The organism is Lentzea atacamensis, assembly GCF_003269295.1.
Lineage (GTDB): Bacteria > Actinomycetota > Actinomycetes > Mycobacteriales > Pseudonocardiaceae > Lentzea > Lentzea atacamensis.
Map to the genome: position 1 here is coordinate 112801 of NZ_QLTT01000010.1, position 25709 is coordinate 138509.

The following is a 25709-nucleotide window of genomic DNA, read 5'->3' on the forward strand; positions in this document are numbered from 1 at the left end:
GACAGAGCGCGCCACCGGAACGGCGCACTCTCACTTGACCCCTGCCGCGTCCATCCCCCGCAGTTCCTTCTTCAAATCCTGAATCTCATCCCGCAGCCGAGCCGCCAGCTCGAACTGCAGGTCCCGAGCAGCATTCATCATCTGATCAGTCAGCGACTGCACCAGATCCGCGAGCTCCGACCGAGCCATCCCGGCCCGCTCGTGCGAGTGCACAACCCCGGAAGACCTGCCGCCCTCCCCGGTGGCCCGCTTGCCCCGGGACTGGTTCCGCCCAGACCCGCCGACCGGAACCTCGTCCTCGGCCTCGGAGTACACCGCCTCCAGAATGTCGGTGATCTTCTTCCGCAACGGCTGCGGATCAAGCCCGCGTTCTTCGTTGTAAGCGATCTGCTTGGCCCGCCGCCGGTTGGTCTCTTCGATCGCGTGCCGCATGGAGTCCGTGATCCGGTCCGCGTACATGTGGACCTCACCGGACACGTTGCGAGCCGCGCGACCGATCGTCTGCACGAGAGAGGTGCCGGACCGCAGGAACCCTTCTTTGTCCGCATCGAGAATCGCCACCAGCGACACCTCTGGAAGGTCGAGCCCTTCCCGCAGCAGGTTGATGCCGATCAACACGTCGAACTCGCCGAGCCGCAGCTGGCGCAGCAGCTCCACCCGGCGCAGGGTGTCGACCTCGGAGTGCAGGTACCGCACCCGGATTCCCAGCTCCAGCAGGTAGTCCGTCAGGTCCTCTGCCATCTTCTTCGTGAGCGTCGTGACGAGCACGCGCTCGTCCCGCTCCGCCCGTTCCCGGATCGAGTGCACCAGGTCGTCGATCTGCCCCTCGGTCGGCTTCACGACCACCTCGGGGTCGACGAGCCCGGTGGGCCGGATGACCTGCTCGACGAACTCGCCGCCGGACTGCCCGAGCTCGTACGGGCCGGGCGTGGCCGACAGGTAGACGACCTGGCCGATCCGGTCGGCGAACTCCTCCCACGTCAGCGGGCGGTTGTCCAGCGCAGAGGGCAGCCGGAAGCCGTGCTCGACGAGGTTGCGCTTGCGCGAGGCGTCACCCTCGTACATGCCGCCGATCTGTGGCACCGTCACGTGCGACTCGTCGATGACCATCAGGAAGTCGTCGGGGAAGTAGTCGAGCAGCGTCGCCGGCGCCGTGCCGGGGCCGCGGCCGTCGATGTGGCGCGAGTAGTTCTCGATGCCGTTGCAGAAGCCGACCTGACGCATCATCTCGATGTCGTACTGGGTGCGCATGCGCAGGCGCTGCGCCTCCAGGAGCTTGCCCTGGCGCTCCATCTGGGCGAGCGTCGACTCCAGCTCCACCTCGATGTCGCGGATGGCGCGCTCCATGCGCTCCGGGCCCGCGACGTAGTGGGTGGCGGGGAAGATCCGCAGCTCGTCGACCTCGCGGATGATGTCGCCGGTCAGCGGGTGGAGGTAGTAGAGCTTGTCGATCTCGTCGCCGAAGAACTCGACGCGGACCGCGAGTTCCTCGTAGGACGGAATGATCTCGACCGTGTCGCCGCGCACCCGGAACGAGCCACGGGTGAACGACATGTCGTTGCGGTTGTACTGGACGTCGACCAGCAGGCGCAGGAACGCGTCGCGGTCGACCTCCACGCCCGTCTCCAGCCGGATGGAGCGGTCGAGGTACGACTGGGGCGTGCCGAGGCCGTAGATGCACGACACCGAGGCGACCACGATGACGTCGCGCCGGGTGAGCAGCGACATCGTGGCCGAGTGGCGGAGACGCTCGACGTCCTCGTTGATCGAGGAGTCCTTCTCGATGTACGTGTCCGTCTGCGGGATGTACGCCTCTGGCTGGTAGTAGTCGTAGTAGCTGACGAAGTACTCCACCGCGTTGTGCGGGAAGAGCTCCTTCAGCTCGTTCGCCAGCTGCGCGGCCAGCGTCTTGTTCGGCGCCATGACCAGCGTGGGGCGCTGCAGCCGTTCGACCAGCCAGGCCGTGGTCGCCGACTTGCCGGTACCGGTGGCGCCGAGCAGCACCACGTCGCGCTCGCCCGCACGCACGCGGCGTTCCAGCTCGTCGATGGCCGCCGGCTGGTCGCCGGCCGGCTGGTAGTCGCTGACCACGCGGAACTGCCCGCCGGTGCGGACGATGTCGCCGACGGGACGGTGCTCGGAGTGCGCCTTGACGGTGCTCTCCTCTGGCGGGAGCTCGGTTGCGAAAGCCACGGGAAGCACGTTACGCCGGGGGTCTGACAATTTCAGATCGGGCCTGGTCAGGGCCCTAATCGCACGGACAGCAGTTGCAGTCGCAGCAGTCGCACCCGTCGCAGTCGAGCGGGTTGTCCCGCCGCTTGTCGCTCCACGGGCCGGGGAACGGGTCGCGGCAGCAGAACTGGCAGGTCCCGCACATGTAGAGGAACGCCCCGCAGCCGCTGAAACACCCGCGCGGCCGTGGCTGCGGGTTCAGCCTCGGGTACGCCCACAACCCGCTGCCCGGATTCGACCAGCTCGGCTTCTCCGGAGCACGCCGGCGGCCGAACACCCGGATGATCGACTCCTCCAGCTCGTGCACCAGCAGCTTGTGCACGAGCCGCGCGTCGGTGAACTCGACCTCGTCCAGCGCCAGCCGGATCCCCGTCACGGCGTCCAGGCACAGCCTGTGCGCCTCGTCGACCGGCGTCCCGGTGGCCAGCAACGGGTTCCACGCACCCGACGCGCGGTCCTCCTCCAGGTCCTCGACGGCGTCGATCAGGTGCGCCACCCGTCCGAACAGCCGTCCCACCTCGCGCAACGGCTCCGCGTTCTGCGGCCTGCCCGCGATCAGGGCCGTCTGCCCGACGGCGAACGCGGTCGCCGTCTCCGTCGGCTCCGTGACCACCAGCACCGAGCTGCCCAGCCCCGCCGCTGCCTCCACGAGGGGCTGCCGCCGCACCGAGTCGACCATCACCGAGGCGTCGAAGCCGAGATCGGACGCCGTCCCGATCCCCTTGGCGGCCCAGCGCTGCGCCACCGCGCGCCCCGCCCACCCCAGCCGGCCGGTCAGCCCGTCACCGTCGTCCACGTGGTCGTGGATCTTCAACGACGCCAGCACCAGCGACACCGACGCCGCCAGCCGCGCACCGGATCCGATCGCCACGTCCGCGGACTTCAGCCCGCGCAACGCACACGGCCCGGCAGACCGCCGCGAGAGGCCGCTCTGCGCCTCGACCACGGCCGAGATCATCAGCCCGTCGTAGTTGGTGACGAGCCGCGACAGATGACCGTGCTCGTCACGCAACGACAGGCACATCCCGCACAGGTGCGCGAGCCACGCGGACCGCAGCTCAGCGCCCATCCTGTTGCGGCAGGGGCGAATGATCCCGAACATGCGGCGCATCCTAAGTGGCCGTCTCGGGTTTGGATGGCAGTATCGGCCCCGTGGCACACATCCATCCGCCGAAGATCGAGTACTTCGACCTGGACGCCAAGAGCAACACCGATCCCAAGGGACAGCTGCGCAGCGTCGACGAGTACCGGCTCACCCCGACGGGCCTCTACATGTTCCGGCCGCTCAGCGGTCATCCGCAGATCAGCCACTTCGAGAGCTGGTTCCTGCCGAAGCTCAACGTCCGGGTGACCCGCCAGTCCTGGCACCCCGGCCACGAGCGCGACTACGACTTCTACGTCGACGTCGTCGAGATCACCGGGGTGGGCAGCGTCTGGAAGACCATCGACCTCTACCTCGACCTGATCGTCCGAACGGGTCGCAGCGTCACCGTTCTGGACACCGACGAATTGATCACCGCAGTTCAGCACAACCTGATCACCCCGGAACGAGCCCAATGGGCGCTGGAAACCACCTACTCAGCGGTGTCCGGTATTTCAGCGCACGGTCACGATGTGGTCAGGTGGCTCACCTCTTCGGGTTGTCCCACCTCCTGGCGTTGATACACAGAGTGTGTTCGTCATCTGACCGTGACGTAACGAATCGACCCGGCGTGTAACTGCGAGCACTTATTTGACTACCCTCGGCGGCGTGGGAGCGGTCACTACACCTCAGCTGGTCGACGTTGTCGACACCATTTCGGGCGTGCGCACTTATTCGTCCGGTGGCACGCGGACGCTCAGTTCGTGCGAGGTGGAGCGCTGGGGCCTGCGGATCGAGCACCCCACCCCGGAGGACCCGTTCTCGGACGCCGAAATCACCTGGCTGATGCCGGAACTGGGCCTGCGCCTCACGACCTACCGCGCCCGCTCCCGGCACTCCCGCAGCGGCCCGAGCGTGCTGTCCGCGGTCCGGGTCGAGCGCGACCACCGCCACTGGCAGACCACGGACCTGTTGCTGGGCCTGGCGATTCCGGGCGGTACCACGCCCCGCATCGTGCGCAGCGAGGACTTCGCCGCCGCCGTGGCAGGCCGCGTCCTGCGCCCCGGCGACGCCGACCAGGCCCTGCGCACCGTGCACCGCACCCTCGAAGAGCTCAGCAACGTCAACCACAACCTGACGTCGTGGCTGACGTGGCACGGCATCTACGACACCTGGCCGCCCCTGTAGGCCTGCACGCGCGCGACGGCAGCCACCATCCACGGCTCCTTCGCCTCACCGTAGGCAAACGCCGAGGAATCGGCCGCGAATCGCTGGGACAGCTCGAGTTTGAGCGCCGCGTACTCCTCACGAGCCTGCGTGTCGTGCCGCAGCCAGTCGCGGAAGTCGATCGCCCACCGCCAGTTGGCAGCACCCTCGACGCGCAGGTGAAGATTCACCCGCCGCCCCGGATCAGCCCCGGCGTGCAGCCGCTTGCTCCAGTCACCCTCGCCGCGCGGCGTGTCCTCGTACGGCCCCACGTACGGAAACCCGGCGTGCGCCAACGTCTCCCGCAACGAGTCGGCGGTCGCCATGTCCTCGACAGCGAGCTGGAAGTCCAGCACGTCCTTGGCCGCGAGCCCTGGCACCGCCGTCGACCCGATGTGCTCGACCCGCCGCCCGCCGGCAGCCACGCTGATCCGCCGGGCAAGCCGCTTGGCCTGCGCGGGCCACCGCCCGTCGTACGGCACCACGATCGGCGACCCGGCCGCGTAGGACTGCGTCCGCACGTTCTTCTCGAACCCGACCAGCCGGTCCCACAACCCGGTGATGTCCGGAACCTCCCCGGAGTTGTCCAGCCACACGTCCGCCACGGCCCGCCGCTGCTCGTCCGTGGCCTGCGCGGTGATCCGGTTCTCCGCGTCCCGCCGGTCCATCCCCCTGCTCGTGACCAGCCGCTCCAGCCGGGTGGCCGCATCCGCGTGCACCACGATCACGAGGTGGTACGCCGCCGCCAGGTCCCGCTCCACCAGCAAGGGGATGTCGTGCACGACGATCGCGTCCTCGGGAGCCTCGGCCATCCGCTGCCCGGTCAACGCCCCGATGCGCGGATGCGTGATCCCGTTGAGCGTCTGCCGAGCCTCCTCACTGGCGAAGGCCTTGGCCGCCAACGCCGCCCGGTTCAACGTGCCGTCACCGTTGAGCACGTCCTCACCGAACGCCTCGACGACCTCCTTGAGCCCGTCCGTACCGGGCTCAAGCACCTCACGCGCGAGCTTGTCCGCATCGATGACCACAGCGCCGTTCTCGGCGAGCAGCTTCGCGATCGTCGACTTCCCGGACCCGATTCCGCCGGTCAACCCCACCCTGAGCATGCCGGTCAGGTTAGCCGGGCAAGCCCGGCGAGCAGGACCGACACCACCACGGCGACGACCGCCACCGTGCCGAAGCCGCTCGCCGCCCCGACCGTCCCGATCACCGCGACCCCCAGCGCCAGCCCGAACTCCATCCCGGTCTCCGACAACGCCGCCGCCGAGCCCGCCTTCTCCTCCGGCGCGGCACCCACGATCAGGTCCGTGCTCAACGCCATCACCGGCCCCTGTCCCAGGTAGATGACGACGATGCCGAGCACCGCGGCGTGCGGCACGATCGCTAACCCCGCGGCAGCCACGATCAGGGCCACCGACACAGTCCGCCCGGCACCGAAAGCGCCGGCGAGACGCGGAGCGAGCACCGACGTGACGATCATGGCAACAGACGCCGGAAGCAGCAGAAGCCCTGCCCGCAACGGCGAGAAGTGCTGCTGCAACTGCTGCGTCACCAGCAGATAGACCCCAGCCGTCACCGCGGCGTCCGCGACCAGCACCACGACCGCGCGCCCGAACCGCCCCCGGAACAACGCCGTCTCGATCAACGGATGCGCGATCCTCCGCTGCCGCCGCACGAACCAGCCGCCGACCGCAATACCCGCCACCGCCGCAACGACGTCGAAGTGCTTGACGCCGTACACCGTCAGCACCGTCGCCACGAGCACGAGCGCCACACTCGGCAGATCAACCCGATGCACCGGCCCGTGGTGCTCCGGCAACACGAACGGCCCCGCGACCAGCAACAACACCATGACCGGCACCGCCACCAGGAACGCCGACCCCCACCACCACGTCTCCAGCAGCGCACCACCGACCACAGGACCAAGCGCGACACCACCGGACATCGCCGCCGCCCAGATGCCGATCGCCGTACCGCGCCGGTCCCGGAACATCGTGCTGATCAACGCCAACGTCGACGGCATCAACGTCGACCCGGCAACCCCGAGCAACGCCCGAGCCGCGATCAACGTCTCAGGCGTGGGCGCGTAAGCAGCCACCACCGACCCACCTGCGAACGCCGCCGCCCCGATGAGCAACAACCTGCGTCGCCCGATCCGGTCACCGAGCACACCCATCGGAATGAGCAGCGCGGCGATCACGAACCCGTAGCTGTCGAGAATCCAGAGCAGCTCGGTACCGGTGGGCTGCAAGCTCTTCGCGAGATGCGGGGAGGCGAGGTAGAGGATGGTGACATCCATGGCGAGCATCGCCGTGGGCAGCGTGAGCACCGCGAGTCCGAGCCAGGACCGCACGCTCTCCTTTGATCGACTTGTCATGCCCAGACGCTAAAGTCTCACACGGGTGTGAGAGTCAAGGGAGAAATCGCGTGCGAATCGGGGAACTGGCACGGCGCACCGGCGTGAGCCAACGACTGTTGCGCTACTACGAGGAACAAGGCCTGCTCACGCCACAACGACTGCCCAGCGGCTACCGCGTCTACACCGACTCCGACGTGCTGCGTGTGGCACACATCCGCAGCCTCCTGGCCGCAGGCCTCTCCACCGACACGATCGCCGAAGTCCTGCCGTGCATGGGCGTGGACGGCGAGCGGCTGATCGCGTCCATCTGCCCAGAGCTGGTGGACGAACTGCTGGTGGAACGAGCCCGGATCTCCGCGTCGATCCAAGCCCTGCAGGAAGCTCAGTCCGCTTTGGACACGATCATCACCGCTAGACCGGCGGCGTCATCGACTGCTGCGCCAGCACCGGCAGGATCGCCATGAGCTTCTCCTTCGGGATGAAGTTGTGCCGGTTGCGCACCACGAACGTCGACTTGCCGAGCGACCCGACGAGCAACTGCTCCTCTTTCCCCTCGATCAACGTCCCCTTCTGCTTCCCGACGTCAACCTCGGTGATCTTCGCCCCGTCCTGCCGCTCAGCCTCGATGCTCTCCGTGACCCGAGTACGCGCCGTCAAATCGTCCGTGTAGGTGGACAGCCCGATGACGATCTTCGCGTCCGGCAGGTTCTTCTTCTCGGGAATCCCGTAGTAACAATCGATCTTCCCGGTCCGCCCGATCCCGGGCTCCTTGATCCCGATGATGATCCGAGGCTCACCAGGCAACTCCTGCCCGAGCGTCGCGTTCATCATGTCGACCGGCACCACCAACTCGCAGTCGTCCGGCAACGCCCGATCCACCATCGCCGGAACCCGCGACGCCGTGGTGGGCGGGGTGATCTTCGGGATCTGCGGCGGCGGCGCCTGAGTTTGCGGCGCAGAGCCGGAGCAGGCCGCGCAGACCGCCAGCGCCACCGCGCCCAGTGCCACGAAGAACTTGTTCCCACGCATAGGTTTGCCAACCTACACAACGAGGTTGAGCCTCCACCACAGAGTGAACGGGTGGCACCGTCGTGGCCACGCGCGGCACATCTCGCATTGGCGGGTCTGGCACGGAGCCCCAGGAAAACCCTCGCAACCGGCACGTCCGATGCCAACGCACCCACCTGCGGACCCAACAAAAACGGAGGCCCCCACACCCAAAGGGTGCAGGGGCCTCCGTCAGTCAGCTACAAGGAGCTGGAGCGGATCACATACCGCCGGACAGCTTCTCCCGAAGCGCGGCCAGCTGCTCGTCCGAAGCGAGCGTGCCACCGGACTGAGCCGGCGCACCAACGGACGTGGTGCCGGAAGTGTCCCCACCGGAGGTGTAGTTGCCCGCACCCTCGGCCGAAGCCTCTTCCTCAGCCTCAGCGGCCTTGCGGATCTGCTTCATGTGGGCCTCGTAACGAGTGTGGGCCTCAGCGTACTGACGCTCCCACTCCTCACGCTGCTTGTCGAAGCCGTCCTGCCACTCCTGGGTCTCCGGGTCGAAGCCCTCGGGGTAGATGTAGTTGCCCTGGTCGTCGTACTCGGCGGCCATGCCGTACTGGGTCGGGTCGAACTCGGTGTCGACCGTGAAGCCCTCGTTGGCCTGCTTGAGCGACAGCGAGATGCGGCGACGGTCGAGGTCGATGTCGATGACCTTGACCATGACGTCGTCGCCGACCTGGACGACCTGCTCCGGAATCTCGACGTGGCGCTCGGCCAGCTCGGAGATGTGGACCAGGCCCTCGATGCCCTCGTCCACGCGGACGAACGCACCGAACGGAACCAGCTTGGTGACCTTGCCCGGCACGATCTGGCCGATCGCGTGGGTGCGGGCGAACTGGCGCCACGGGTCTTCCTGGGTCGCCTTCAGCGACAGGGAGACGCGCTCGCGCTCCATGTCGACGTCGAGGACCTCGACGGTGACTTCCTGGCCGACCTCGACAACCTCGGACGGGTGGTCGATGTGCTTCCAGGACAGCTCCGAGACGTGGACGAGACCGTCGACGCCACCCAGGTCCACGAAGGCACCGAAGTTGACGATCGAGGACACGACGCCCTTGCGGACCTGGCCCTTCTGCAGCTGGTTGAGGAACTCGCTGCGGACCTCGGACTGGGTCTGCTCCAGCCACGCACGGCGGGACAGGACCACGTTGTTGCGGTTCTTGTCCAGCTCGATGATCTTCGCCTCGAGCTCACGGCCGACGTACGGCTGGAGGTCGCGGACGCGACGCATCTCGACGAGCGAGGCGGGGAGGAAGCCGCGGAGACCGATGTCGAGGATGAGACCACCCTTGACGACCTCGATGACAGTGCCGCGGACCGGCTCGTCCTTCTCCTTGAGGGCCTCGATGGTGCCCCACGCGCGCTCGTACTGAGCGCGCTTCTTGGAGAGGATCAGGCGGCCTTCCTTGTCCTCCTTCTGGAGAACAAGGGCCTCGACCTCGTCACCGACTGAGACAACCTCGGCGGGATCGACGTCGTGCTTGATCGACAGTTCACGCGAGGGGATGACCCCCTCGGTCTTGTAGCCGATGTCGAGCAGGACCTCGTCCCGGTCGACCTTGACGATCGTGCCTTCAACGATGTCGCCATCGTTGAAGTACTTGATCGTCTTGTCGATAGCAGCGAGGAAGTCCTCCTCCGTCCCGATGTCGTTGATCGCGACCTGCTTGGGCGCAGCGGCAACGGGGGCGGTGGTGGTGTCGGTGGACATTAGGTAGGTGGCTCCGGTACGGATTGGCATTAATGAGTGGTAGTGGTGCGCGCGCAGCGTCGCAGCGACCTGGAATCCCCGACCGTTCTGGATCATGGGCAGCACTAACCCACTACGCGGGCGTTATCGTACGCGGCCGCGAGACGTGTGAGCAAACCAGCCCCCATGTGAAGGAGCAGTGTGTCCAACCAGCACGCGAGCGCGGAACAAGCGCTAGGCACGGCCGGCATCGTCAAGCGCGGAGCTGACGCCGCCGAGTCACGTGCGGCGAACCGCATCTGGTGGGACGCGGACGCCGACGACTACCACGACACGCACGGCGACTTCCTGGGTGCGGCCGACTTCCTCTGGTGCCCCGAGGGACTGCGCGAGGAGGAGACCCGTTTCCTCGGCGAAATCGCTGGTCAGCGCATCCTCGAGGTGGGCTGCGGCAGTGCCCCGTGCGCCCGCTGGCTCAAGGCGAACGGGGCCGAAGTCACCGCCTTCGACATCTCCGAGGGCATGCTCAGGCACGCGCGAGAGAACAACGCCAAGACCGGCGTCGACGTGCCGCTCGTCCAGGCCAGCGCCGACCAGCTCCCCTTCGCCGGCGGCTCCTTCGACGCCGCCTGCTCGGCGTTCGGCGCGGTGCCTTTCGTGGCGGACGTTCAGGAGGTCTTCAGCGAGGTGGCCCGCGTCCTCAAGCCGGGCTCGCCGTGGGTGTTCTCGGTCAACCACCCGATGCGGTGGATCTTCCCGGACGACCCCGGACCGCTCGGCCTCACGGTCACGCAGTCGTACTTCGACCGCACCCCCTATGTAGAGGTCGACGAGGAGGGCCGCGCCACCTACGTGGAGCACCACCGCACGCTCGGCGACTACGTCCGGGCGCTCACGGCCACCGGATTCGTCGTCGAGGACCTCGTCGAGCCGGAGTGGCCGAAGGGGCACACGCGCGTCTGGGGGCAGTGGAGCCCGCTGCGGGGCAAGCTCTTCCCCGGCACCGCGATCTTCCGTACGCGCCTGACGTCGTAATCTCACGCTCATGACCTCGGCACGCGGACTCGTGGCGGCCCAGTCAGCACGTTTCGCGTCGCTGGACCCGTTGCTCCCGCCCGCCGTCGAACCGCCGATGGACGGCCACGTCATCACGGCGGCGCTCGCCGACGGCACGCGCGTCGCCGGGGTCATCAGCCACCAGTCGTTCGAGCCGCACTCCATCACCCGGCTGTGGTCGGCAGCGGAGGTGTGGGAGCTGCTGCCGCTGGTCGGCACGAGCCAGGGCATGGACGCGCTGCTCACTCGGTGGCGCCGGCACCTCGACACGCAGGAGATCGGCGAGGACACCGCGTGCGTCGTGCACTGGCCGAGCCGCGACACGACGGCAGCGCGCGCGTTCCTCGACCACGGCCTGGTGCCGCTGTCCGTGCTGGGCGTGCGGCTGAGGACTCCGCCGGTCCGCGTCCCGCGCACGCTCACGATCCGCCGCGCCACCCCGCACGACCTGGAAACGGTGCTGGAGCTGTCGCTCGCGGAGCTGGAGTACTCGTCGTTCGTCGGCTCCACGATCGTGCGCCCGGAGGCACGCGCCCTCAAACGACGCGCCCTGGCCGAACGGCTGACCAACGCGAGCCCGATCTGGCTGGCGGAACGGGACGGCATCGCGGTGGCGCTCGCCGAGTGCGCGATCGTCTCGTCCGAGCCGGGCACCAGCGCGGCGGCGAGGCTGCCGCGCGGGCGCTGGGGCTATGTGAACTGCGTCTCCGTGCTGCCCGGTGCCCGCGGCACCGGCATCGGCCAGCAGCTCGTCGCCTACGCCCACCAGGAACTTCACCGGATGGGCGCGGTCGGCACGTACCTCTACTACAACCCGCCGAACCCGCTGAGCAGCGTCTTCTGGCCGCGTCAGGGTTACCGGCCGCTGTGGACCGTCTGGGAAGTACGCCCCGCCACAGCCCTTAGGTGACCAATGTCCGAGTTGCCAGGCGACCTCGACTGCGCGAGAATTTGTACTGACCGGTCAGTTTAAACGGAAGGTAAAGCCGTGGAGATCCGCGCGGAACGCGCAGGCGTCAACGGGGCACATGGTCCGCTGCTCCGGCCGACTTCGCTGATCGTGAAGCCGGGCGAGCTGACGCTGGTCGCCGGCGAGCCCGGAGCCGGTCACACCGCGCTCGGCCTGCTGCTCTCCGGCCGCATCAAGCCCTCGACGGGCACGGTCTCGCCGGACGCCAGGGCGTTGCGCAAGCAGGTCGTGCTGGTCGACGCCCCCGAGGTGAACGAGCCGGAGGACGCGCTGTCCCTGGCCGCCGTCGTCGGCGAGGAGCTCGCGATGAACGGCATGTCCTCCGGCAAGAAGGCAGTGCACGACTGGCTGGTGGAGCACGCCGCCGACGAGCACGCGACGAAGCGCTTCGAGCACGTGCCGCCGCAGACGCGGTGCGCCGTGATGCTCGAACTGGCCTCCGCGCGGCCCGGCGTCACGACGCTCGTCCTCGACTGCCCCGACCGCTACCACCCCAACCCGCGCGAGTGGTTCGCATTGGCGCACGACTACGTGACCCCAGAACGGTCCGTGGTCGCCCTGTGCTCGAACTCCTCCGCCCACATCCTCGACATCCCGCACGCGCGCCTTGGTGAGGACAACGACACCAAGATGGAGATCACCGCATGAGCGCCCTTCGCATGGCCTTCAACGAACTTCGCCGGGTCACGTCCGGCACCCTGCCCCGGCTCGCGGTGCTCGCGCTGGCCCTGGTGCCGCTGCTCTACGCCTCGCTGTACCTCTACGCCAACAAGGACCCCTACGCGAACCTCAACCAGGTGCCGGCCGCGCTCGTCGTCAAGGACAAGGGCGCCAAGGACCTCAACGCGGGCAAGGAGGTCGCCGACGAGCTGCTGAACGGCAAGAAGTTCAACTGGCACGTCGTCGACAACCCCGCCGACGCCGACGACGGCGTGCGCAAGGGGACGTACATCTTCGCCCTGACGCTGCCGGAGGACTTCTCCGAGGCGCTCACGTCCGCGGAGCAGAACAAGCCCCGCCAGGGCGTGCTGACGCTGACGACCAACGACGCCAACAACTACCTCGGCAGCACGATCGCGAACCAGGTCGTCTCCGAGGTCCGCCGCGCCGTGACCGCGAAGGTCTCCACCGAGGCCGCCGACAAGCTGCTGCTCGGGTTCTCCACGATCCGTCAGGAGACCACCAAGGCGGTGGACGGTGCCACGCAGCTCGCTTCCGGCAACGCCGAGCTGCGCGACAAGCTGAAGGAGCTCGACAAAGGCGTCCAGGAGCTCCGCACCGGTTCCGTGACCGCCGCGAACGGCGCCGCACAGCTGCGCGACGGCACGCACCAGATGCGTTCGCAGGCCTCGGTGCTGCCCGACAGCACCCGTCAGCTCGCCAACGGGGCCCGCCAGGTCGCGGACGGCAACGAGACCGCCGCACGTGAAGCGGAGGAGTACGCCAAGAAGGCCCAGGCTCTCGTCGGTGTGCTCGACCAGGCCAACGGCGACATCGCGACCCGGTTGCGGGCACTGGGCTTCACCGAGGCCCAGGTGCAGAACGTGCTGGGCACGATCGGCCAGGTCCGCAAGCCCGTCGACGACGCCAACGGCAAGGTCCAGGGTGCGGCCGGCGACCTGCGCAAGCTCGCGAACGGCGCGGACCAGGTCGCCGACGGCGCCGAGACGCTCGCCTCGAAGATGCCCGGTCTGTACGACGGCATCGTGAAGGTCGACGACGGCGTCACCACGCTCGCGGACGGCAACGCGAAGATCCGCGACGGCCTGCAGCAGGCCGCGACGGGCACCCCGCAGTTCGTCGACGGCTCCACGAAGCTCGCGGACGGCTCCGCGCAGCTGCGCGACGGCCTGACCGGCGGTGTGAACAAGATCCCGAACACGGACGACCCGACGCGGGCGGCCATCGCGCAGGCGATCGGTGACCCGGTGGCGGTGAAGGGCCTCTCCCAGACGAAGGCCGCCACGTACGGCGCGGGCCTGGCCCCGTTCTTCCTCGGCCTGGCGACGTGGATCGGCGCGTTCGTGCTCTTCCTGCTGCTGCGACCGTTGTCACGCCGTGCGCTGGCCGCTGGTCAGTCCGCGCTGCGAGTGGCGCTGGGCGGCTGGTTGCCGGGTGCGCTGCTGGGCGTCGTGCAGGTGCTGGTGATGTTCTCGGTGGTGCGGTTCGTGGTGGACATCGAGCCGTCGAACCCCCTCGGCACGTTCGGGTTCCTCGTGCTGATGTCGCTGACGTTCGTGGCGATCCTGCACGCGCTCAACGCCGCGTTCGGCGCCGTCGGCAAGTTCCTCGGACTGATCCTGCTGATCCTGCAGCTGGTCAGCGCGGGCGGCACGTTCCCGTGGCAGACGATCCCCGTGCCGCTGTACCCGCTGCACTACGGCCTGCCGATGGGTTACGCGGTCGACGGCCTGCGCCACCTGATGTACGGCGGCGACCTCGGCAGCGTGGGTCACGACGCTTTGATCCTTCTCGCCTGGCTGGTCGGAGCCCTAGCCTTGTCGTCCGTGGCGGCCTACAAGCAGCGGGTGTGGACACCTTCCAAGCTGAAGCCGGAGCTCGTGCTGTGAGCGCGCGAACGACAGCGACCAAGCAGAAGCTCTTCGACGCGGCGTTGAAGCTGGTCGGCGAACGGGGCGCGGCCTCGGTGACGGTCGACGAGATCGCCGCGGAGGCAGGCGTCGCCAAGGGCACGATCTACTACAACTTCGCCTCGAAGGACGCCCTGGTCGAGGCCCTGCTGCGGCACGGTGTGGAGATCCTCGCGAGCAGGCTGCGGGCGGCCGAGGGTGCGGAGGACTCGCTGGAGGCGCTGGTCGACGCGATGCTCGGCTTCTGGGCCGAGTACCCGGCGTTCGGGCAGCTGCTGGTCTCCGAGCTGTGGCGGACACCAGGCCAATGGCACGGCACTCTCTCGCTGCTGCGCGACGACATCGTGTCGATCGTGCGCGGTCAGATGAAGCGACTGTCCGACGCGGGCCGGCTGCCGGAAGGCGTCGAGCCCGGCACCGCGTCGGCGGCGTTGTTCGGCACTCTCCTCGTGATCGCGCTGGACTGGCAGGTGTTCCAGCCGGAGCGGTCACGGGCGGAGGTGCGCGACTCGGTCATGCTGCTGGTGCGGGGGATGCGGTCGGCCCGCTGACCTGCACGGCGTTCAGCTGCCGGATCATCCGGGCGGCGAGCACCGCGGCTGCGACGGACAGGGCCGCGGAGATCGTGGCGAACACCGTGAGCTCGAACACGTACTTCGGCGGCAGGGAGATCGAGAAGTTCGGCAGCAGGAAGCAGAGCCACCACAGCAGCACCAGGCCGCTCGTATCGCGGTGCTGCAGGCCGAGCATGGGCTGTGACCGGTCGGACCCGCGCCAGATGTCCTGCATCACCGCGTAGGGGATGCAGAAGTTCTCGATCGGGATGAACCAGCCGACGAACACCCACACGTTCCTGAAGCGGTGCCGCTGGTCGGACGTGATGGCCTCGGAGTTGTGCCGAGCCCTGTTCATCCACACGATGAAGGCGATCGCCGCGCCGACGAACCCCACCAGCAAGGCCCACGAGAGCACCCGTCCCACCGCGGCGCCGAGCGGCGTGAGCTCCACGGCATCGACGGTGAGCCACGCCAGAACCGCGACGAGGACCTCGGTCAGTGCGACGACTCCGATCAGGACGGTCGCCACGACGCCTGCTCCGTGCACGGGCCGGAGAACGCCTTCGGTCATGAGAACTCCCCCAGAATCAACGAGTCCCCGACGTCGGCGCGGAGCTACCTCGTCAAACGCCCAGTCGCCCCCAGGCGACGAACACGCACAGGGCGAACAGCACCACGTTCGTCGACACGGCGCGCACCTCCTTCAGCCTGGTGTGGCTGACCGCCGCTCCCACCATCACCACGGCCAGCCCGATGGCCGCCGCCGGTGTGAGTTCGGGCGCGATCCCCGTGAGCCCCGGCAGCAGGAGCCCGGCGACCGCCGCCAGCTCCAGCGCCGCCACGATCCGGATCACCGGGAGCGGGAAGAACACCACCCCGGTCTGCCCGGTCGCGATCATGCGGTCCTTGGACTGGGTCGACTTGAGCGTGCCCGAGATGAGGAACACGACGGCCAGCACGCCCTGAGAGATCCACAATGCGATGTTCATGCCGTGGAGACGACGCGGCGTCTCGATGTGTGACAGCCGCACCGCCCGATCGAGCTACACCTTTGGTCATGCGGGGCTAAATGGCCGCCGGTACGAACGAAGACATGCCGAAACCGCCAAGCATCCTCGTCGCGCTGCTCGCGTGTGCCGCGCTCACGACGTCCCCGGCCGTCGCCGCCGAACCCGTGACCGCCACCGCCGACTTCCAGGAGGCGCTGTTCTCCCCCGTCGACGGCGTCCTCGACTTCGAGGAGACAGCCGACGGGATCAAGGTCAAGGGCACGTTCCAGAAGGGCTTCTCCTCCGGACGGCCCGACGACTACCTGCTGCAGGTCCTCGACAACGCGACGGTGATCGTGGACTTCAGCGAGGAGTTCCGCGATGTCGCCGACATCAAGTCGCCGGCGGTCGCGGAGTTCGAGTTCACCACGAAGACCAAGCAGAAGATCGCCGACATCCGCAACGAGCACGTGGTGGTCCGCCAGCTCGTGGACGTGGCGGCCGGCATCAAGGTGCAGGCGGAGATCGGCCGGGCGAAGGTCCAGAAGGGCTGACGCTCAGCGGGCGTCCTCGTGGTGCAGCGAGGGCGCCCGTCCCTCCAACGCCCGTTCGACGGCATCCAGGACGGCACGGCTCGTGCGCTGCGCGGCGTCGTGCGCGAAGTGGCCGAGCAACACCTGCTGCGTCGGGTTCGGCAGCACCGGGTCCGGCACCGGCGCGCACGTGTGCACCTCCACCACCGGCGCGCCCTCTGCCAACAGGTGCCGCACGGCCCGCAGGACGCCCTCGCGGTAGCTGTCGTGCACCCACGCGACCAGCAGGTTCACCGGCCGGCCTGCCAGCTCGTACTCGACCTCCGAGGCCAGCGCGTCAGGCTTGGTCCAGTCGGCCTTGACCCACGTCGGACGGTGTCCGCGTGAAATGGCCGCCCGCGCCGCCCTGCCAGGCCCCTCGTCGGCCATCAGGGGCCGCGTCCGTGACGGCAGCACGACCTGCCATCCGCGTTCCACCAGCCGTTGCGCGCAGCCGGCCAGCATCCCCGTCCCGCCGAGCACCAGCGCCGTTCTCACCGAGCACGCTCCCGTCCGACCGACGCCAGCGGGCCGGCCAGCCACCGCTCCACCTGCGCCTGCCCGCACAACCGCACGACCACGATCTCGTCGACCAGGGCGAGCACCCTGGCCCGGTTGCGCCGGTAGGTCTTCCAGCCCCACCGCAGTATGTGCTCGGAGTCCGTGAACACCGACCACAACGACGGTTCCTGGTTACCGTTCCACAACTCCACGCGGCACGCGCGGCGTCTGATCGTGCGGCCGACGAGCCGTCCCATCACCGTCGCGAACGGGTGGTCGAGCCACACCAACGTGTCCGCGCGGTCCAGCAGGACGGGCCGCACTTCCTTGTACTGGAACTCGGTGACCCACGTGTCGTCGTCCGCGAACGCCGCCACCTCGGTGGCGAACTCGGGTCGCGGCGTCCACCGTGGCCCCCAGTAGAGACTGTCCAGCTCCACTCGCCGCAGGTCGCGCTTCTCGGCGATGCGCAGGCAGAGCGTCGACTTGCCGGATCCGGCGTTGCCGGCGACGAGGATGCGCCGGGGCACGTGCGGCAGCGGATCGGCTGGTCCGAGCAACGGCATCGGGCCAGGGTAGGGGAAATCGACTGATCACAACACGAACGCAGGGCCCCCGGAACACCGGAGGCCCTGCGTTGTGAACGACGTCAGAGAGCGGTGACGTTCGTCGCCTGCGGGCCCTTCTGGCCCTGCGTGACGTCGAACGAGACCTTCTGGTTCTCCTCGAGGCTGCGGTAGCCGCCGCCGTTGAGGGCCGAGTAGTGGACGAAGACGTCAGCGCCGCCGTCCTCGGGGGCGATGAAGCCGAAGCCCTTTTCGGCGTTGAACCACTTGACGGTGCCGTTTGCCATGTACTGCTGCTCCTTCAATGCTGAAGAACGAACCGCACTGTGCGGCCGCTCCGTGGTTGGTCGTGAGCCGACCCGCCCCAACCGCTAAGAAGGAGAAGCGCTCGCAACTGAAGTTTGGCGAGCGTGAAATGACACGAACACAAAACTGCAACCGAAGAGTCAGTGTAGCGTACTCAGCGACGTTTGCGCTGAGGTACCGCGAACCGGAGCTGCATCAGCGTCACCCGCAAGATCAGGAAGCACGCGAGACCGGCCGCCGCCACCGCGCACAACGTGGACAAAGTCGAAAACACCACGTAGACCGGGGTGTCGAGCAGCAACGACTCGAGCACGTCACAGAGCACCATCGCGAGGAACGCGTACTGCCACGGCTTGATCAACGGGCTGGCCACCCGCTCCTCGAACGGCACGTCGCGCTGGCCGGGGTCGCTGGCCTTCCAGATCTCCCCCATCATCCGCACGCCGTGCAGGGCGATCGCCTCGGCGTTGTGCGTGGCGTTGCGGAACCAGAGGATGAACGCCACCGCCGCGGGCACGAGCAGCACGATGGCGAGGAAGCTCCACGAGGACGAGCCGCCCCGCCAGTCGACGGCCGTGCCCCAGACGGACGCGACGGCGACCAGCGCGATCAGACCCTGGCTGACGTACCCGGTCACCCGGACGTCCTTCAAGTCGATGTAGGTGTCCAACGCACAACTCCCGAACACTGGCGGACCCGGCGGGAGACTACCGCCCGAAACCGCAGCCCAGCTCGGCGAAAGTCGCGATCTTCTCCGCGGCGCGCACGACGACCTCGTCGATGCCGTCCAGCACCACGCGGTCACCGGTGCGGCGGGCGGGCACCAGCGGCACGTCCGCCTTCCCGCAGGCCTCGACGACCGACGTGAACGCCCGCGCGGCCGCCAGGGGCGCGACGAGGGGTTCGCCGGTCTGCCGGTGCCGGATCAGGTTCTCCAGGAGGTCGACGGTGGGCGGCACGGCCATCCGGTGGTCGTTCACAGTCAGCCGGTCGTCGTCGTACCACCACACGGCCTGGCCCAGCGAGCCGTGCACGAGCACCACCGGTGGCAACGATGTCGACGCACAGAGCGTGGACGCGACTACGACCGGTGGCGCGCCATCAGCCGTGACGCGCACGCACGACGTGTCGTCGGCGGTGATCGTGTCGCGGCACCGGAACAGCTCCAGCTCCACACCGATGTCCGTGCGCTCTTCCACGTCAGCCAGCAACAGGGCGTTCTGCAGGGCGTGCGCGAACGGGTTCACCAGCGTCCCGTCCTCGCCGTGCCGCCCAGCCCACGTGGCCCGCTCGTAGTAGGAGTCCGTGCGCACCCAGCGGCCGGCGGCGCCGATGCCCGAGATGTCCCCGAGCGCGCCGGAGCCGATCAGCGAGCAGAGCCGCCGGTACGAGCCGGTGCCCTGGGACTGGAACCCGACCTGGCACACCAGCCCGCGGTCGGCGGCGGCCGAGGAGATCTCGTCGAAGTCCGCCACCGAGAGCAACGCAGGCTTCTCCACCATCACGTCGCAGCCCAGCGCGAAGGCCGACAGCACCAGGTCCCGGTGCGTCGACGGCGGCGAGGAGATCACCACGACCTCGGGGTGCAGCTCGGCGGCCAGCGACGGCAGATCCGGGTAGGACGGCACCGGCACCTCGACGTCGGTGACATCCGCCACATCGACGACACCGACGAAGGTGGCAACCCCGTCGTGACCGAGCCGGAGCAGGTTCTCCACGTGCCGCGCCCCGTGCCCACGCGCCCCGACCAGCGCAACACGCATCGTCCTCACCCTTCTCGGGTGGACTCCGCAGCCAGCGCCAGGGGTCCGGCGATCACCAGCGCCAGCGGAGGCAGGGCCCACACCAGCACACCGGCGACCACCAACGCGGCCATCAGCATCGGCTCAGGTGCCTCAAATATCAATCCGCCGCGCCAACCAAGACATGCATGCGACAGCGACCAGGCCCCGATCGCGGCAGAACCGGCCACAACGGCGAGCCGGACGGGCAGCGGCGCCGGCAGCACCGTGACCACGAGGATCACGTCCACCACCAGCACCGCCCACAGCACCGCGAACACGACACCCGGCACCCACTGGACACGCAGCAACGACCAGAACCGTCCCGCCGGAAGACCGCCCCGCAGGACGGCACACCCCGCTCCGAACGCCGAGAACGCGGTCACCAGCGGGAGCGAGGCCACGAAGACGAACAGCCCGACCAGCAGGGCGTCGGCGAGAACCTCCAGCCGCTCGCGCGTCATCCCTTCAGTCCCGTCGTGGCCACGCCGGCTACCAGGAACCGCTGGAACGCCAGGAAGAACAGCCCGATCGGCACCAGCGACAGCACGGACATCGCGAACATCGGCCCATAGGAGGACGACGACGTCTGGTCGATGAACAGCCGCAAGCCCATCGGGATCGTGTAGTTCTCGGTCGACGACAGGTAGATCAGCTGCGAGAAGAAGTCGTTCCAGGTCCAGATGAACGTGAAGATCGCGGTCGTCACCATCGCCGGGCGGGACAGCGGCAGCACCACGTACCGGTAGCTGCGGATCGGCCCGCACCCGTCGATCTTCGCCGCCTCGTCCAGCTCGCGGGGGATGCCGCGCATGAACTGCACCATCAGGAACACGAAGAACGCGTCGGTCGCCAGCAGCTTCGGCAGGATCAGCGGCACGAACGTGTCGATCATCTCCAGCCTCTGGAACACCACGTACTGCGGGATCAGCGTCACGTGCGCGGGCAGCATGATCGTGACCAGCGCGAACGCGAACAGCGGGCCGGAGAGCCGGAACCGCAGCCGCGCGAACGCGTAGGCCGCGAGCGAGCACGACACGACGTTGCCGATCACCGCACCCGACGCGACGATCGTGGAGTTGCCGAGGAACGTCCAGAACGACTCGCCGCCCGCACCCTCCAGCGCGCCCGCGTACCCGTCGATGGTCACGCGGCCGGGAAAGAGCGAGCGCAGGTTGGCGACGAGGTCCTCGACCGGCGTGAGCGACGCCGAGATCAACCACACGATCGGGTACAACACCAGCGCCAGCGCGGCCAGGCACAACAGGAAGACGGCGACCCGCTTCAACGTTCGTCTCCGTAGAACACCCAGTACCGCGAGGTCCGGAACAACACCGCGGTGATCACCGCGACCGCCACCAGCAGCACCCACGCCATCGCCGACGCGTAGCCCATGCGGAACTCCGTGAACCCGCGCTCGTACAGGTAGAGCGTGTAGAACAACGTCGAGTCGGCGGGCCCGCCGCGCCCTCCGCTCACGACGAAGGCCTGCGTGAACGCCTGGAACGCGTGGATCGTCTCCAGCACCAGGTTGAAGAACAGCACCGGCGACAGCATCGGCAGCGTGATCGACCACAGCCGCCGCCACCAGCCCGCGCCGTCGACCGCGGCCGCGTCGAACAGGTCGCGCGGGATCTGCTGCAGCCCGGCCAGGAAGATCACCATGGGCGCGCCGAACTGCCACGCGGACAGCAGCACGATGGTGATCAGCGCGTGGTCCGGCGTGTCGACCCAGGTGTCGAAGATCGCCCGCCACGCCAGTGCCAGCCCGACCGAGGCACCGAGCAGCGACGGCGCGTAGAAGGCCGAGCGGAAGAACGCCTGCCCCTTGCCGCGCAACGAGTTCAGCAGCAGCGCGACGGCCAGCGCCAGCACGAGTTTCAACGGCACCGACCACGCGACGTACCGCAGGGTCACGCCGACCGAGTGCAGGTAGCGCGGGTCGTCGCCGAACAGCTTGGCGTAGTTGCCGAAGCCGACCCACCGCGGCTCGTTGAACAGGTCGTAGTCGGTGAACGACAGGTACAGCGACACGACCATCGGCGCGACCGTGAGGCCGATCGCGCCGAGCAGCCACGGACCGAGGAACAGGTACGCGACGCTCTGCGAGCGCCGTTGAGCGAGCACCACTACTTCAGTGCTTCTTCTGCGTCGCGCCAGAACTCGTCCAGCGCCTGGTCGATCGTCTTCTTGCCGAAGACGACCTCCTCGTGCTTGCGCTGCATCAGCTTGTAGATCGTGCCGTCGCCCTTGGGCGGTGCGGCCGGGGCGTTGCCGAGCTTGGCGTCGACCGACTTCTGGTACTCGAAGATGACCTTGTTGGCGCCGCTGAGGTTCTGCGCCACGGCTTCGCGGATCTTCAGGTTCGCCGGCAGGCCGCGGTTCGCGCCGAGGATCTTGCCCGCGTCGGGGTCGTTGAGCAGGAAGTCGATCAGCTTGACCGCCGCGTCCTTGTGCCTGGTGCGGGCGGACGCGCTGATCAGCTGCGACGGCTTGCGGTAGGAGCCGAGGGTTTCCTTGCTGTCACTGGGATACGGGCCCAGCTTGAGCTCGTCCGGGCGGACCGTGTTGTAGCCGCCGTAGAGGCTGTCGTAGCTGTGCTCGGACGCCGAGAGCCTCTTGCCCATCGGCGTCTGCTCGGCACCGGCGTTCAGCGTCGTCACCAGTTCGGCCGGGGTGGTGGCCCCCGCGTCGCGGAAGTCCTTGGACAACTGCCAGAACGCCTTCAGGTCGTCCTTCGCGTAACCGAGCTTGCCCTCGTCGGTGTACAACGCCTTGCCGCGCTGCCGCAGCCAGGTCTCGAAGACGTCCTCGGTGCCGCCGAAGTCCGTGGAGCCCGCGACCTTGCCGCCGGTGCTCGCCTGGATCTTGGCCGCGACCTCCTTGTAGTCGGCCCAGGTCCAGCCGATCTCCGGCGGCTTGACGCCGGCCGCCCCGAACAGCTTCGGGTCGTACACGATCGTGGTGGAGTTCTGCGCCAGCGGCATCGCGACCTGCTTGCCCTTGAGCTTGCCGCTGCCGATGAAACCCTGGTCCCAGTCCGCGGTGCGGATCTCCTTGCCCACGTACGGGGTGAGGTCGAGCAGCACGTTGCGGCCCGCGTACTCGTTGAGGTAGCGGTAGTCCATCTGGATCACGTCCGGCGCGTTGCCGCCCGCGATCTCGGTGGAGAGCTTCTCGAAGTAGTTCTGGAAGTTCTGGAACGACGTCGAGACCTTGATGTTCGCGTTGCGGCTCTCGAAGAGCCGTACCGCCTCGTCGGTCACCTTGGCGCGGTCGTCGTTGCCCCACCAGATGAACCGGATCTCGGTCTGGCCGTTGCTCGCGCCGCCGCCACAGCCGGATGCCACCAGTAATGCGCCCAGCGTCAAGCCCACAACCTTGTGCGCTTTCACGGATCTCCCTTTCAGCGGAGGTCGATGACGTCGACGACGTGCACCGGTTCCCCGGTCTCGAAGCTGCGGTTGGCGGCGAAACCAGTCAGCAGCGAGAGAGTGCCGTCGTAGTGCGTTGCCTTGCGTCCCAACGGGTCTTCCTGCCCGTCCGGCCCGTACAGCGCGTCGACCATGCGTTGGTCGGCGCCGCCGTGACCGTCCCGGTCGTACTCCAGCGGGATCTCCTCCCGCTGCTCGAACAGTCGTTGCACGGAGAGCTTCGCCCACCCCTCCTCCGGGTTGGCGTTCACGCCGTGCACGGCCGGATTCTGGCTCGACACCCAGGAGTTCTCGACGACTTCGAGTTCGAGACGCCCTTTGCTGCCGTTGACCATCAGCCGGTAGCCCTCCCACGGCGAGTAGGCCGTGAGGTGGTAGGTCAGGTTCGCCCCGCCGGCGTAGCGGACGATCACCGACATGTCGTCCTCAATGGACACACCGGGGTCGAACGGGTTCTGGTCGCGGCGGTAGCCGTCCTCGTGCCGTGCGTCGACGTAGAGCTTCTTCAGCCAGGCGTTCTGCTCCAGCTCGAGAGCGAACCGGTCGTCATGGGAGTAGCCGTGCCGCTTGCCGTTTTCCTCGCCGTAGAAGAACAACCGGCCGTGCGCGTACACGGTTTCCGGCACCGAGCCGACCCACCAGTTGAGCAGGTCGAAGTGATGCGTCGCCTTGTGCACCATCAGGCCGCCGGAGTTGGCCTTGTCACGGTGCCAGCGGCGGAAGTAGTCGGCACCGTGCCGGGTGTCGAGCAGCCACTCGAAGTGGACCGACCCGATCTCGCCGACGGCGCCGCCCGCGAGCAGCTCGCGGACCTTCTCGTGGATCGGGTTGTAGCGGTAGTTGAACGTGACGGTGACGTTGCCGTCGTTGCGGTGCACCGCGTCCAGAATCTTGCGCGCCGACGGCACGTCCGTCGTCATCGGCTTCTCCGTCACGACATCGCGGCCGGCGTCCAACGCCTCCACGATGTACGTGACGTGGTGCCGGTCGACTGTGGTCACGACGACCACGTCGACCTGCTGTTCGTCGAGCATCTTCAGAAACTCGTCCGCGCCGTACGCGGGAACCGGCTCGACCCCCAGATCAGCGAGCCGGTCGTTGTGGACGTTCATCCGGGTGCGGTTCACGTCGGCGAACGCGACGAGCTGACAGGTGTTCGCGTGCTCGACCGCGATGGCGTGCACGTGCCGCTCGGCCCGTGCCCCCGTGCCGACCACCGCGTAACGCCTGCGGACCATGCAAACCTCCCCGGTAAACGGTTTCCCCACGCTAGCCGGACCGGCCCTGACCTCGTCAAGAGTTCCGCGAAAACCTTTTCGGTTGTTTCATGGACGTGAAAGGGAGGATGGGGTCATGCCGATCCCTGTGGTGCTCGACTGCGACCCCGGCCACGACGACGCGATCGCGATCCTGCTCGCGGCAGGAGCGCCTGGGATCGACCTGCGCGCGATCACGACCGTCGCAGCAAACCAGACGCTCGACAAGGTCACCCTGAACGCTCAGCGGATCTGTTCGGCCGCCGGAATTTCGGTGCCGATCGCGCGTGGCTGCGCGCGGCCGTTGGTACGCCCGTTGTACGTGGCGGAGGACATCCACGGCGAGTCCGGGATGGACGGTCCGGCGTTCGGCGCGGTGTCCGTCGGCGTGGTCGAGGATCACGCGATCGACGTGATGCACGCGAACATGCCGGCGACGCTGGTCGCGACCGGGGCGCTGACGAACGTGGCCGCCTACCTGACCCGACACGGCACTTCCGCCGTGCGCGAGATCGTGTTGATGGGCGGGTCGACCGGGCGCGGCAACACCACGCCGTACGCGGAGTTCAACATCTTCGTCGACCCGGAGGCCGCGCAGATCGTCTTCACGAGCGGGGTGCCGCTCACGATGATCGGGTTGAACGTGACCCACCAGGCGTTGGTGACACCGGAGGTTGTCGCGCGGCTGAACGGTTTGGGCCCGCTGGGGCGGATCTGCGGTGACCTGATGACGTTCTTCGCCGCGACCTACCGCGAGGTGTTCGGGTTCGAGGCGCCGCCGTTGCACGACCCGGTGGCGGTGGCACGGGTGATCGACCCGACGCTGGTGACGTGTGTCGAGGCCTTCGTGGGCATCGAGACGACGGGGACGTTCACGCGCGGCGCGACCGTCGTCGACCTGCACGGGCGGTTGGGGATGGAACCGAACGCCCGCGTGGCCGTCGGGCTCGACGTGGACCGGTTCTTCGACGTGGTCGTCGACGCTGTGGGACGGCTCACGTAACAGCTTTGACGACGTAGCGATGACACGTACAAGTGCACAAACCTGGGGGATTTTCATGACTGACTCTGTTCAGCCTGCGCAGCCGCAGTTCGAGGCACACACGCCTGCCTTCCCGCAGCAGCCCGAGGCGGCGCTCCCGGCCCCGGTCCCGCCGGCCGCGCCGAAGCCGAAGAAGACCGGCGTCGTGGTGCTCGCGATCGCCGCGGTGCTCCTGCTCGGTGCCGCGGGCACGTTCGGCGCGCTCTACTTCACGGAGAAGGGCCGCTCGGCCGACCTGTCCAAGCAGGTCGAGGGCAAGGACCGCGAGATCACGGACCTCACGAAGAAGGCGAAGAGCGCCGACGACCTGGCGACCGCCGCCACCGACGAGCGGCGCAAGCTCGAGAACGAGATGAACTCGATGAAGGCGTGCCGCGACGCCGCGCGCGCGGTGACCGAGGCGGGTATCGCCCAGGACGAGCAGAAGATCACGCAGGCGATGCTGGGCATGATGACGAAGTGCTGAGCTG

At 68.1% G+C, this 25709-nt stretch carries 29 protein-coding genes; 11 read left to right on the top strand and 18 right to left on the bottom strand.

What is annotated here, in order from left to right; translation table 11 throughout:
* Positions 1-30: 30 nt before the first annotated feature.
* Positions 31-2193 (bottom strand): excinuclease ABC subunit UvrB, encoded by a 2163-nt coding sequence (gene uvrB / locus C8D87_RS35835; protein ID WP_112230250.1) that lies wholly within the window; start codon positions 2191-2193, stop codon positions 31-33.
* Between the two features lie 55 nt (positions 2194-2248).
* Positions 2249-3334, bottom strand: a complete 1086-nt coding sequence (locus C8D87_RS35840; protein WP_112230252.1) for a DUF5685 family protein — start codon at positions 3332-3334, stop codon at positions 2249-2251.
* Positions 3335-3384: 50 nt separating this feature from the next.
* On the opposite strand from C8D87_RS35840, the gene C8D87_RS35845 reads away from it, so the two are divergent.
* Positions 3385-3894, top strand: coding sequence for a ribonuclease FAU-1 family protein (locus C8D87_RS35845; protein WP_109641002.1), 510 nt, complete (start codon positions 3385-3387; stop codon positions 3892-3894).
* An 88-nt stretch (positions 3895-3982) separates the two neighbouring features.
* A complete protein-coding gene (locus tag C8D87_RS35850; RefSeq protein ID WP_109641003.1) occupies positions 3983-4501 on the top strand; it encodes a ribonuclease FAU-1 family protein in 519 nt (172 codons plus the stop codon).
* Here the strand turns inward: C8D87_RS35850 and coaE are convergent.
* Together coaE and C8D87_RS35860 are read right to left on the bottom strand one after the other, a co-directional pair.
* Positions 4477-5625, bottom strand: coding sequence for a dephospho-CoA kinase (coaE, locus tag C8D87_RS35855; RefSeq protein ID WP_112230254.1), 1149 nt, complete (start codon positions 5623-5625; stop codon positions 4477-4479). The two genes, C8D87_RS35850 and coaE, sit on opposite strands and share 25 nt — an antisense overlap.
* A gap of 5 nt (positions 5626-5630) precedes the next feature.
* Positions 5631-6896: an MFS transporter gene (locus C8D87_RS35860; RefSeq protein ID WP_215732584.1), complete on the bottom strand. Its 1266-nt coding sequence runs from the start codon at positions 6894-6896 to the stop codon at positions 5631-5633.
* Between the two features lie 50 nt (positions 6897-6946).
* Here C8D87_RS35860 and C8D87_RS35865 point away from each other — a divergent pair, with 50 nt between their 5' ends.
* Positions 6947-7342 (top strand): MerR family transcriptional regulator, encoded by a 396-nt coding sequence (locus C8D87_RS35865; RefSeq protein ID WP_109641005.1) that lies wholly within the window; start codon positions 6947-6949, stop codon positions 7340-7342.
* On the opposite strand, the gene C8D87_RS35870 is transcribed toward C8D87_RS35865, so the two are convergent.
* The gene (locus C8D87_RS35870) at positions 7290-7907 is read right to left on the bottom strand and encodes a hypothetical protein (protein ID WP_170155272.1); all 618 of its coding nucleotides are present in this window, start codon (positions 7905-7907) and stop codon (positions 7290-7292) included. The genes C8D87_RS35865 and C8D87_RS35870 overlap by 53 nt on opposite strands.
* A gap of 238 nt (positions 7908-8145) precedes the next feature.
* Complete coding sequence (rpsA, locus tag C8D87_RS35880; protein WP_109641007.1) at positions 8146-9639, bottom strand: 30S ribosomal protein S1; 1494 nt, start codon at positions 9637-9639, stop codon at positions 8146-8148.
* A 180-nt stretch (positions 9640-9819) separates the two neighbouring features.
* Between rpsA and C8D87_RS35885 the strand changes: the two genes are divergently transcribed.
* From C8D87_RS35885 to C8D87_RS35905, 5 genes are all read left to right on the top strand, one after another.
* A complete protein-coding gene (locus C8D87_RS35885; RefSeq protein ID WP_109641008.1) occupies positions 9820-10653 on the top strand; it encodes a class I SAM-dependent methyltransferase in 834 nt (277 codons plus the stop codon).
* Positions 10654-10663: 10 nt separating this feature from the next.
* Positions 10664-11584 carry a GNAT family N-acetyltransferase gene (locus tag C8D87_RS35890; protein ID WP_109641009.1) on the top strand — a complete coding sequence of 307 codons (921 nt, stop codon included), beginning with the start codon at positions 10664-10666 and terminating at the stop codon, positions 11582-11584.
* Positions 11585-11662: 78 nt separating this feature from the next.
* A complete protein-coding gene (locus C8D87_RS35895) occupies positions 11663-12292 on the top strand; it encodes an ATP-binding cassette domain-containing protein (RefSeq protein ID WP_109641010.1) in 630 nt (209 codons plus the stop codon).
* Complete coding sequence (locus C8D87_RS35900) at positions 12289-14214, top strand: YhgE/Pip family protein (protein WP_112230258.1); 1926 nt, start codon at positions 12289-12291, stop codon at positions 14212-14214. The genes C8D87_RS35895 and C8D87_RS35900 overlap by 4 nt, the downstream gene beginning before the upstream one ends.
* Entirely contained in the window at positions 14211-14786 is a 576-nt protein-coding gene (locus tag C8D87_RS35905) for a TetR/AcrR family transcriptional regulator (RefSeq protein WP_109641012.1), read from the top strand. The genes C8D87_RS35900 and C8D87_RS35905 overlap by 4 nt, the downstream gene beginning before the upstream one ends.
* Here the strand turns inward: C8D87_RS35905 and C8D87_RS35910 are convergent.
* On the bottom strand, positions 14749-15363 hold the full coding sequence (locus C8D87_RS35910; protein WP_112230260.1) for a DUF4328 domain-containing protein: 615 nt from the start codon (positions 15361-15363) through the stop codon (positions 14749-14751). The two genes, C8D87_RS35905 and C8D87_RS35910, sit on opposite strands and share 38 nt — an antisense overlap.
* A 52-nt stretch (positions 15364-15415) precedes the next feature.
* Positions 15416-15781 (bottom strand): DoxX family protein, encoded by a 366-nt coding sequence (locus C8D87_RS35915; RefSeq protein WP_112230547.1) that lies wholly within the window; start codon positions 15779-15781, stop codon positions 15416-15418.
* Between the two features lie 104 nt (positions 15782-15885).
* Between C8D87_RS35915 and C8D87_RS35920 the strand changes: the two genes are divergently transcribed.
* Positions 15886-16335 carry a hypothetical protein gene (locus C8D87_RS35920; protein WP_146771963.1) on the top strand — a complete coding sequence of 150 codons (450 nt, stop codon included), beginning with the start codon at positions 15886-15888 and terminating at the stop codon, positions 16333-16335.
* Positions 16336-16338: 3 nt separating this feature from the next.
* Here the strand turns inward: C8D87_RS35920 and C8D87_RS35925 are convergent, their stop codons facing one another.
* The 10 genes from C8D87_RS35925 to C8D87_RS35970 form a co-directional block, all read right to left on the bottom strand.
* The gene (locus tag C8D87_RS35925) at positions 16339-16851 is read right to left on the bottom strand and encodes a Rossmann-fold NAD(P)-binding domain-containing protein (protein WP_233442454.1); all 513 of its coding nucleotides are present in this window, start codon (positions 16849-16851) and stop codon (positions 16339-16341) included.
* Positions 16848-17420: a P-loop NTPase family protein gene (locus C8D87_RS35930; protein WP_112230264.1), complete on the bottom strand. Its 573-nt coding sequence runs from the start codon at positions 17418-17420 to the stop codon at positions 16848-16850. The genes C8D87_RS35925 and C8D87_RS35930 overlap by 4 nt, the downstream gene beginning before the upstream one ends.
* Positions 17421-17503: 83 nt before the next feature.
* Positions 17504-17707: a cold-shock protein gene (locus tag C8D87_RS35935; RefSeq protein WP_086665400.1), complete on the bottom strand. Its 204-nt coding sequence runs from the start codon at positions 17705-17707 to the stop codon at positions 17504-17506.
* A 173-nt stretch (positions 17708-17880) separates the two neighbouring features.
* On the bottom strand, positions 17881-18396 hold the full coding sequence (locus tag C8D87_RS35940; protein WP_112230266.1) for a hypothetical protein: 516 nt from the start codon (positions 18394-18396) through the stop codon (positions 17881-17883).
* Between the two features lie 37 nt (positions 18397-18433).
* A complete protein-coding gene (locus C8D87_RS35945; RefSeq protein ID WP_112230268.1) occupies positions 18434-19489 on the bottom strand; it encodes a Gfo/Idh/MocA family protein in 1056 nt (351 codons plus the stop codon).
* Between the two features lie 5 nt (positions 19490-19494).
* Positions 19495-19971 (bottom strand): hypothetical protein, encoded by a 477-nt coding sequence (locus C8D87_RS35950; protein ID WP_112230270.1) that lies wholly within the window; start codon positions 19969-19971, stop codon positions 19495-19497.
* Positions 19968-20795, bottom strand: coding sequence for a carbohydrate ABC transporter permease (locus C8D87_RS35955; protein WP_112230272.1), 828 nt, complete (start codon positions 20793-20795; stop codon positions 19968-19970). Before C8D87_RS35955 ends, C8D87_RS35950 begins: the two co-directional genes overlap by 4 nt.
* Complete coding sequence (locus C8D87_RS35960) at positions 20792-21634, bottom strand: carbohydrate ABC transporter permease (RefSeq protein ID WP_233440153.1); 843 nt, start codon at positions 21632-21634, stop codon at positions 20792-20794. The genes C8D87_RS35955 and C8D87_RS35960 overlap by 4 nt, the downstream gene beginning before the upstream one ends.
* 2 nt (positions 21635-21636) lie before the next feature.
* Positions 21637-22902, bottom strand: coding sequence for an ABC transporter substrate-binding protein (locus C8D87_RS35965; RefSeq protein WP_170166705.1), 1266 nt, complete (start codon positions 22900-22902; stop codon positions 21637-21639).
* An 11-nt stretch (positions 22903-22913) separates the two neighbouring features.
* Positions 22914-24179 (bottom strand): Gfo/Idh/MocA family protein, encoded by a 1266-nt coding sequence (locus C8D87_RS35970; protein ID WP_112230276.1) that lies wholly within the window; start codon positions 24177-24179, stop codon positions 22914-22916.
* Between the two features lie 115 nt (positions 24180-24294).
* Here C8D87_RS35970 and C8D87_RS35975 point away from each other — a divergent pair, with 115 nt between their 5' ends.
* Positions 24295-25200, top strand: a complete 906-nt coding sequence (locus tag C8D87_RS35975) for a nucleoside hydrolase (protein WP_112230278.1) — start codon at positions 24295-24297, stop codon at positions 25198-25200.
* A 55-nt stretch (positions 25201-25255) separates the two neighbouring features.
* The gene (locus C8D87_RS35980; RefSeq protein ID WP_112230280.1) at positions 25256-25705 is read left to right on the top strand and encodes a hypothetical protein; all 450 of its coding nucleotides are present in this window, start codon (positions 25256-25258) and stop codon (positions 25703-25705) included.
* The last annotated feature ends 4 nt before the right edge of the window (positions 25706-25709 follow it).

Bases quoted from the DNA above. Each gene is read 5' to 3' on its own strand.
- C8D87_RS35840 (WP_112230252.1), bottom strand. From the start codon at position 3,334: ATGTTCGGGATCATTCGCCCCTGCCGCAACAGGATGGGCGCTGAGCTG.
- coaE (WP_112230254.1), bottom strand. From the start codon at position 5,625: ATGCTCAGGGTGGGGTTGACCGGCGGAATCGGGTCCGGGAAGTCGACG.
- C8D87_RS35860 (WP_215732584.1), bottom strand. From the start codon at position 6,896: ATGACAAGTCGATCAAAGGAGAGCGTGCGGTCCTGGCTCGGACTCGCG.
- C8D87_RS35870 (WP_170155272.1), bottom strand. From the start codon at position 7,907: ATGCGTGGGAACAAGTTCTTCGTGGCACTGGGCGCGGTGGCGCTGGCG.
- rpsA (WP_109641007.1), bottom strand. From the start codon at position 9,639: ATGTCCACCGACACCACCACCGCCCCCGTTGCCGCTGCGCCCAAGCAG.
- C8D87_RS35890 (WP_109641009.1), top strand. From the start codon at position 10,664: ATGACCTCGGCACGCGGACTCGTGGCGGCCCAGTCAGCACGTTTCGCG.
- C8D87_RS35900 (WP_112230258.1), top strand. From the start codon at position 12,289: ATGAGCGCCCTTCGCATGGCCTTCAACGAACTTCGCCGGGTCACGTCC.
- C8D87_RS35910 (WP_112230260.1), bottom strand. From the start codon at position 15,363: ATGACCGAAGGCGTTCTCCGGCCCGTGCACGGAGCAGGCGTCGTGGCG.
- C8D87_RS35915 (WP_112230547.1), bottom strand. From the start codon at position 15,781: ATGAACATCGCATTGTGGATCTCTCAGGGCGTGCTGGCCGTCGTGTTC.
- C8D87_RS35920 (WP_146771963.1), top strand. From the start codon at position 15,886: ATGCCGAAACCGCCAAGCATCCTCGTCGCGCTGCTCGCGTGTGCCGCG.
- C8D87_RS35930 (WP_112230264.1), bottom strand. From the start codon at position 17,420: ATGCCGTTGCTCGGACCAGCCGATCCGCTGCCGCACGTGCCCCGGCGC.
- C8D87_RS35935 (WP_086665400.1), bottom strand. From the start codon at position 17,707: ATGGCAAACGGCACCGTCAAGTGGTTCAACGCCGAAAAGGGCTTCGGC.
- C8D87_RS35945 (WP_112230268.1), bottom strand. From the start codon at position 19,489: ATGCGTGTTGCGCTGGTCGGGGCGCGTGGGCACGGGGCGCGGCACGTG.
- C8D87_RS35950 (WP_112230270.1), bottom strand. From the start codon at position 19,971: ATGACGCGCGAGCGGCTGGAGGTTCTCGCCGACGCCCTGCTGGTCGGG.
- C8D87_RS35970 (WP_112230276.1), bottom strand. From the start codon at position 24,179: ATGGTCCGCAGGCGTTACGCGGTGGTCGGCACGGGGGCACGGGCCGAG.
- C8D87_RS35975 (WP_112230278.1), top strand. From the start codon at position 24,295: ATGCCGATCCCTGTGGTGCTCGACTGCGACCCCGGCCACGACGACGCG.
- C8D87_RS35980 (WP_112230280.1), top strand. From the start codon at position 25,256: ATGACTGACTCTGTTCAGCCTGCGCAGCCGCAGTTCGAGGCACACACG.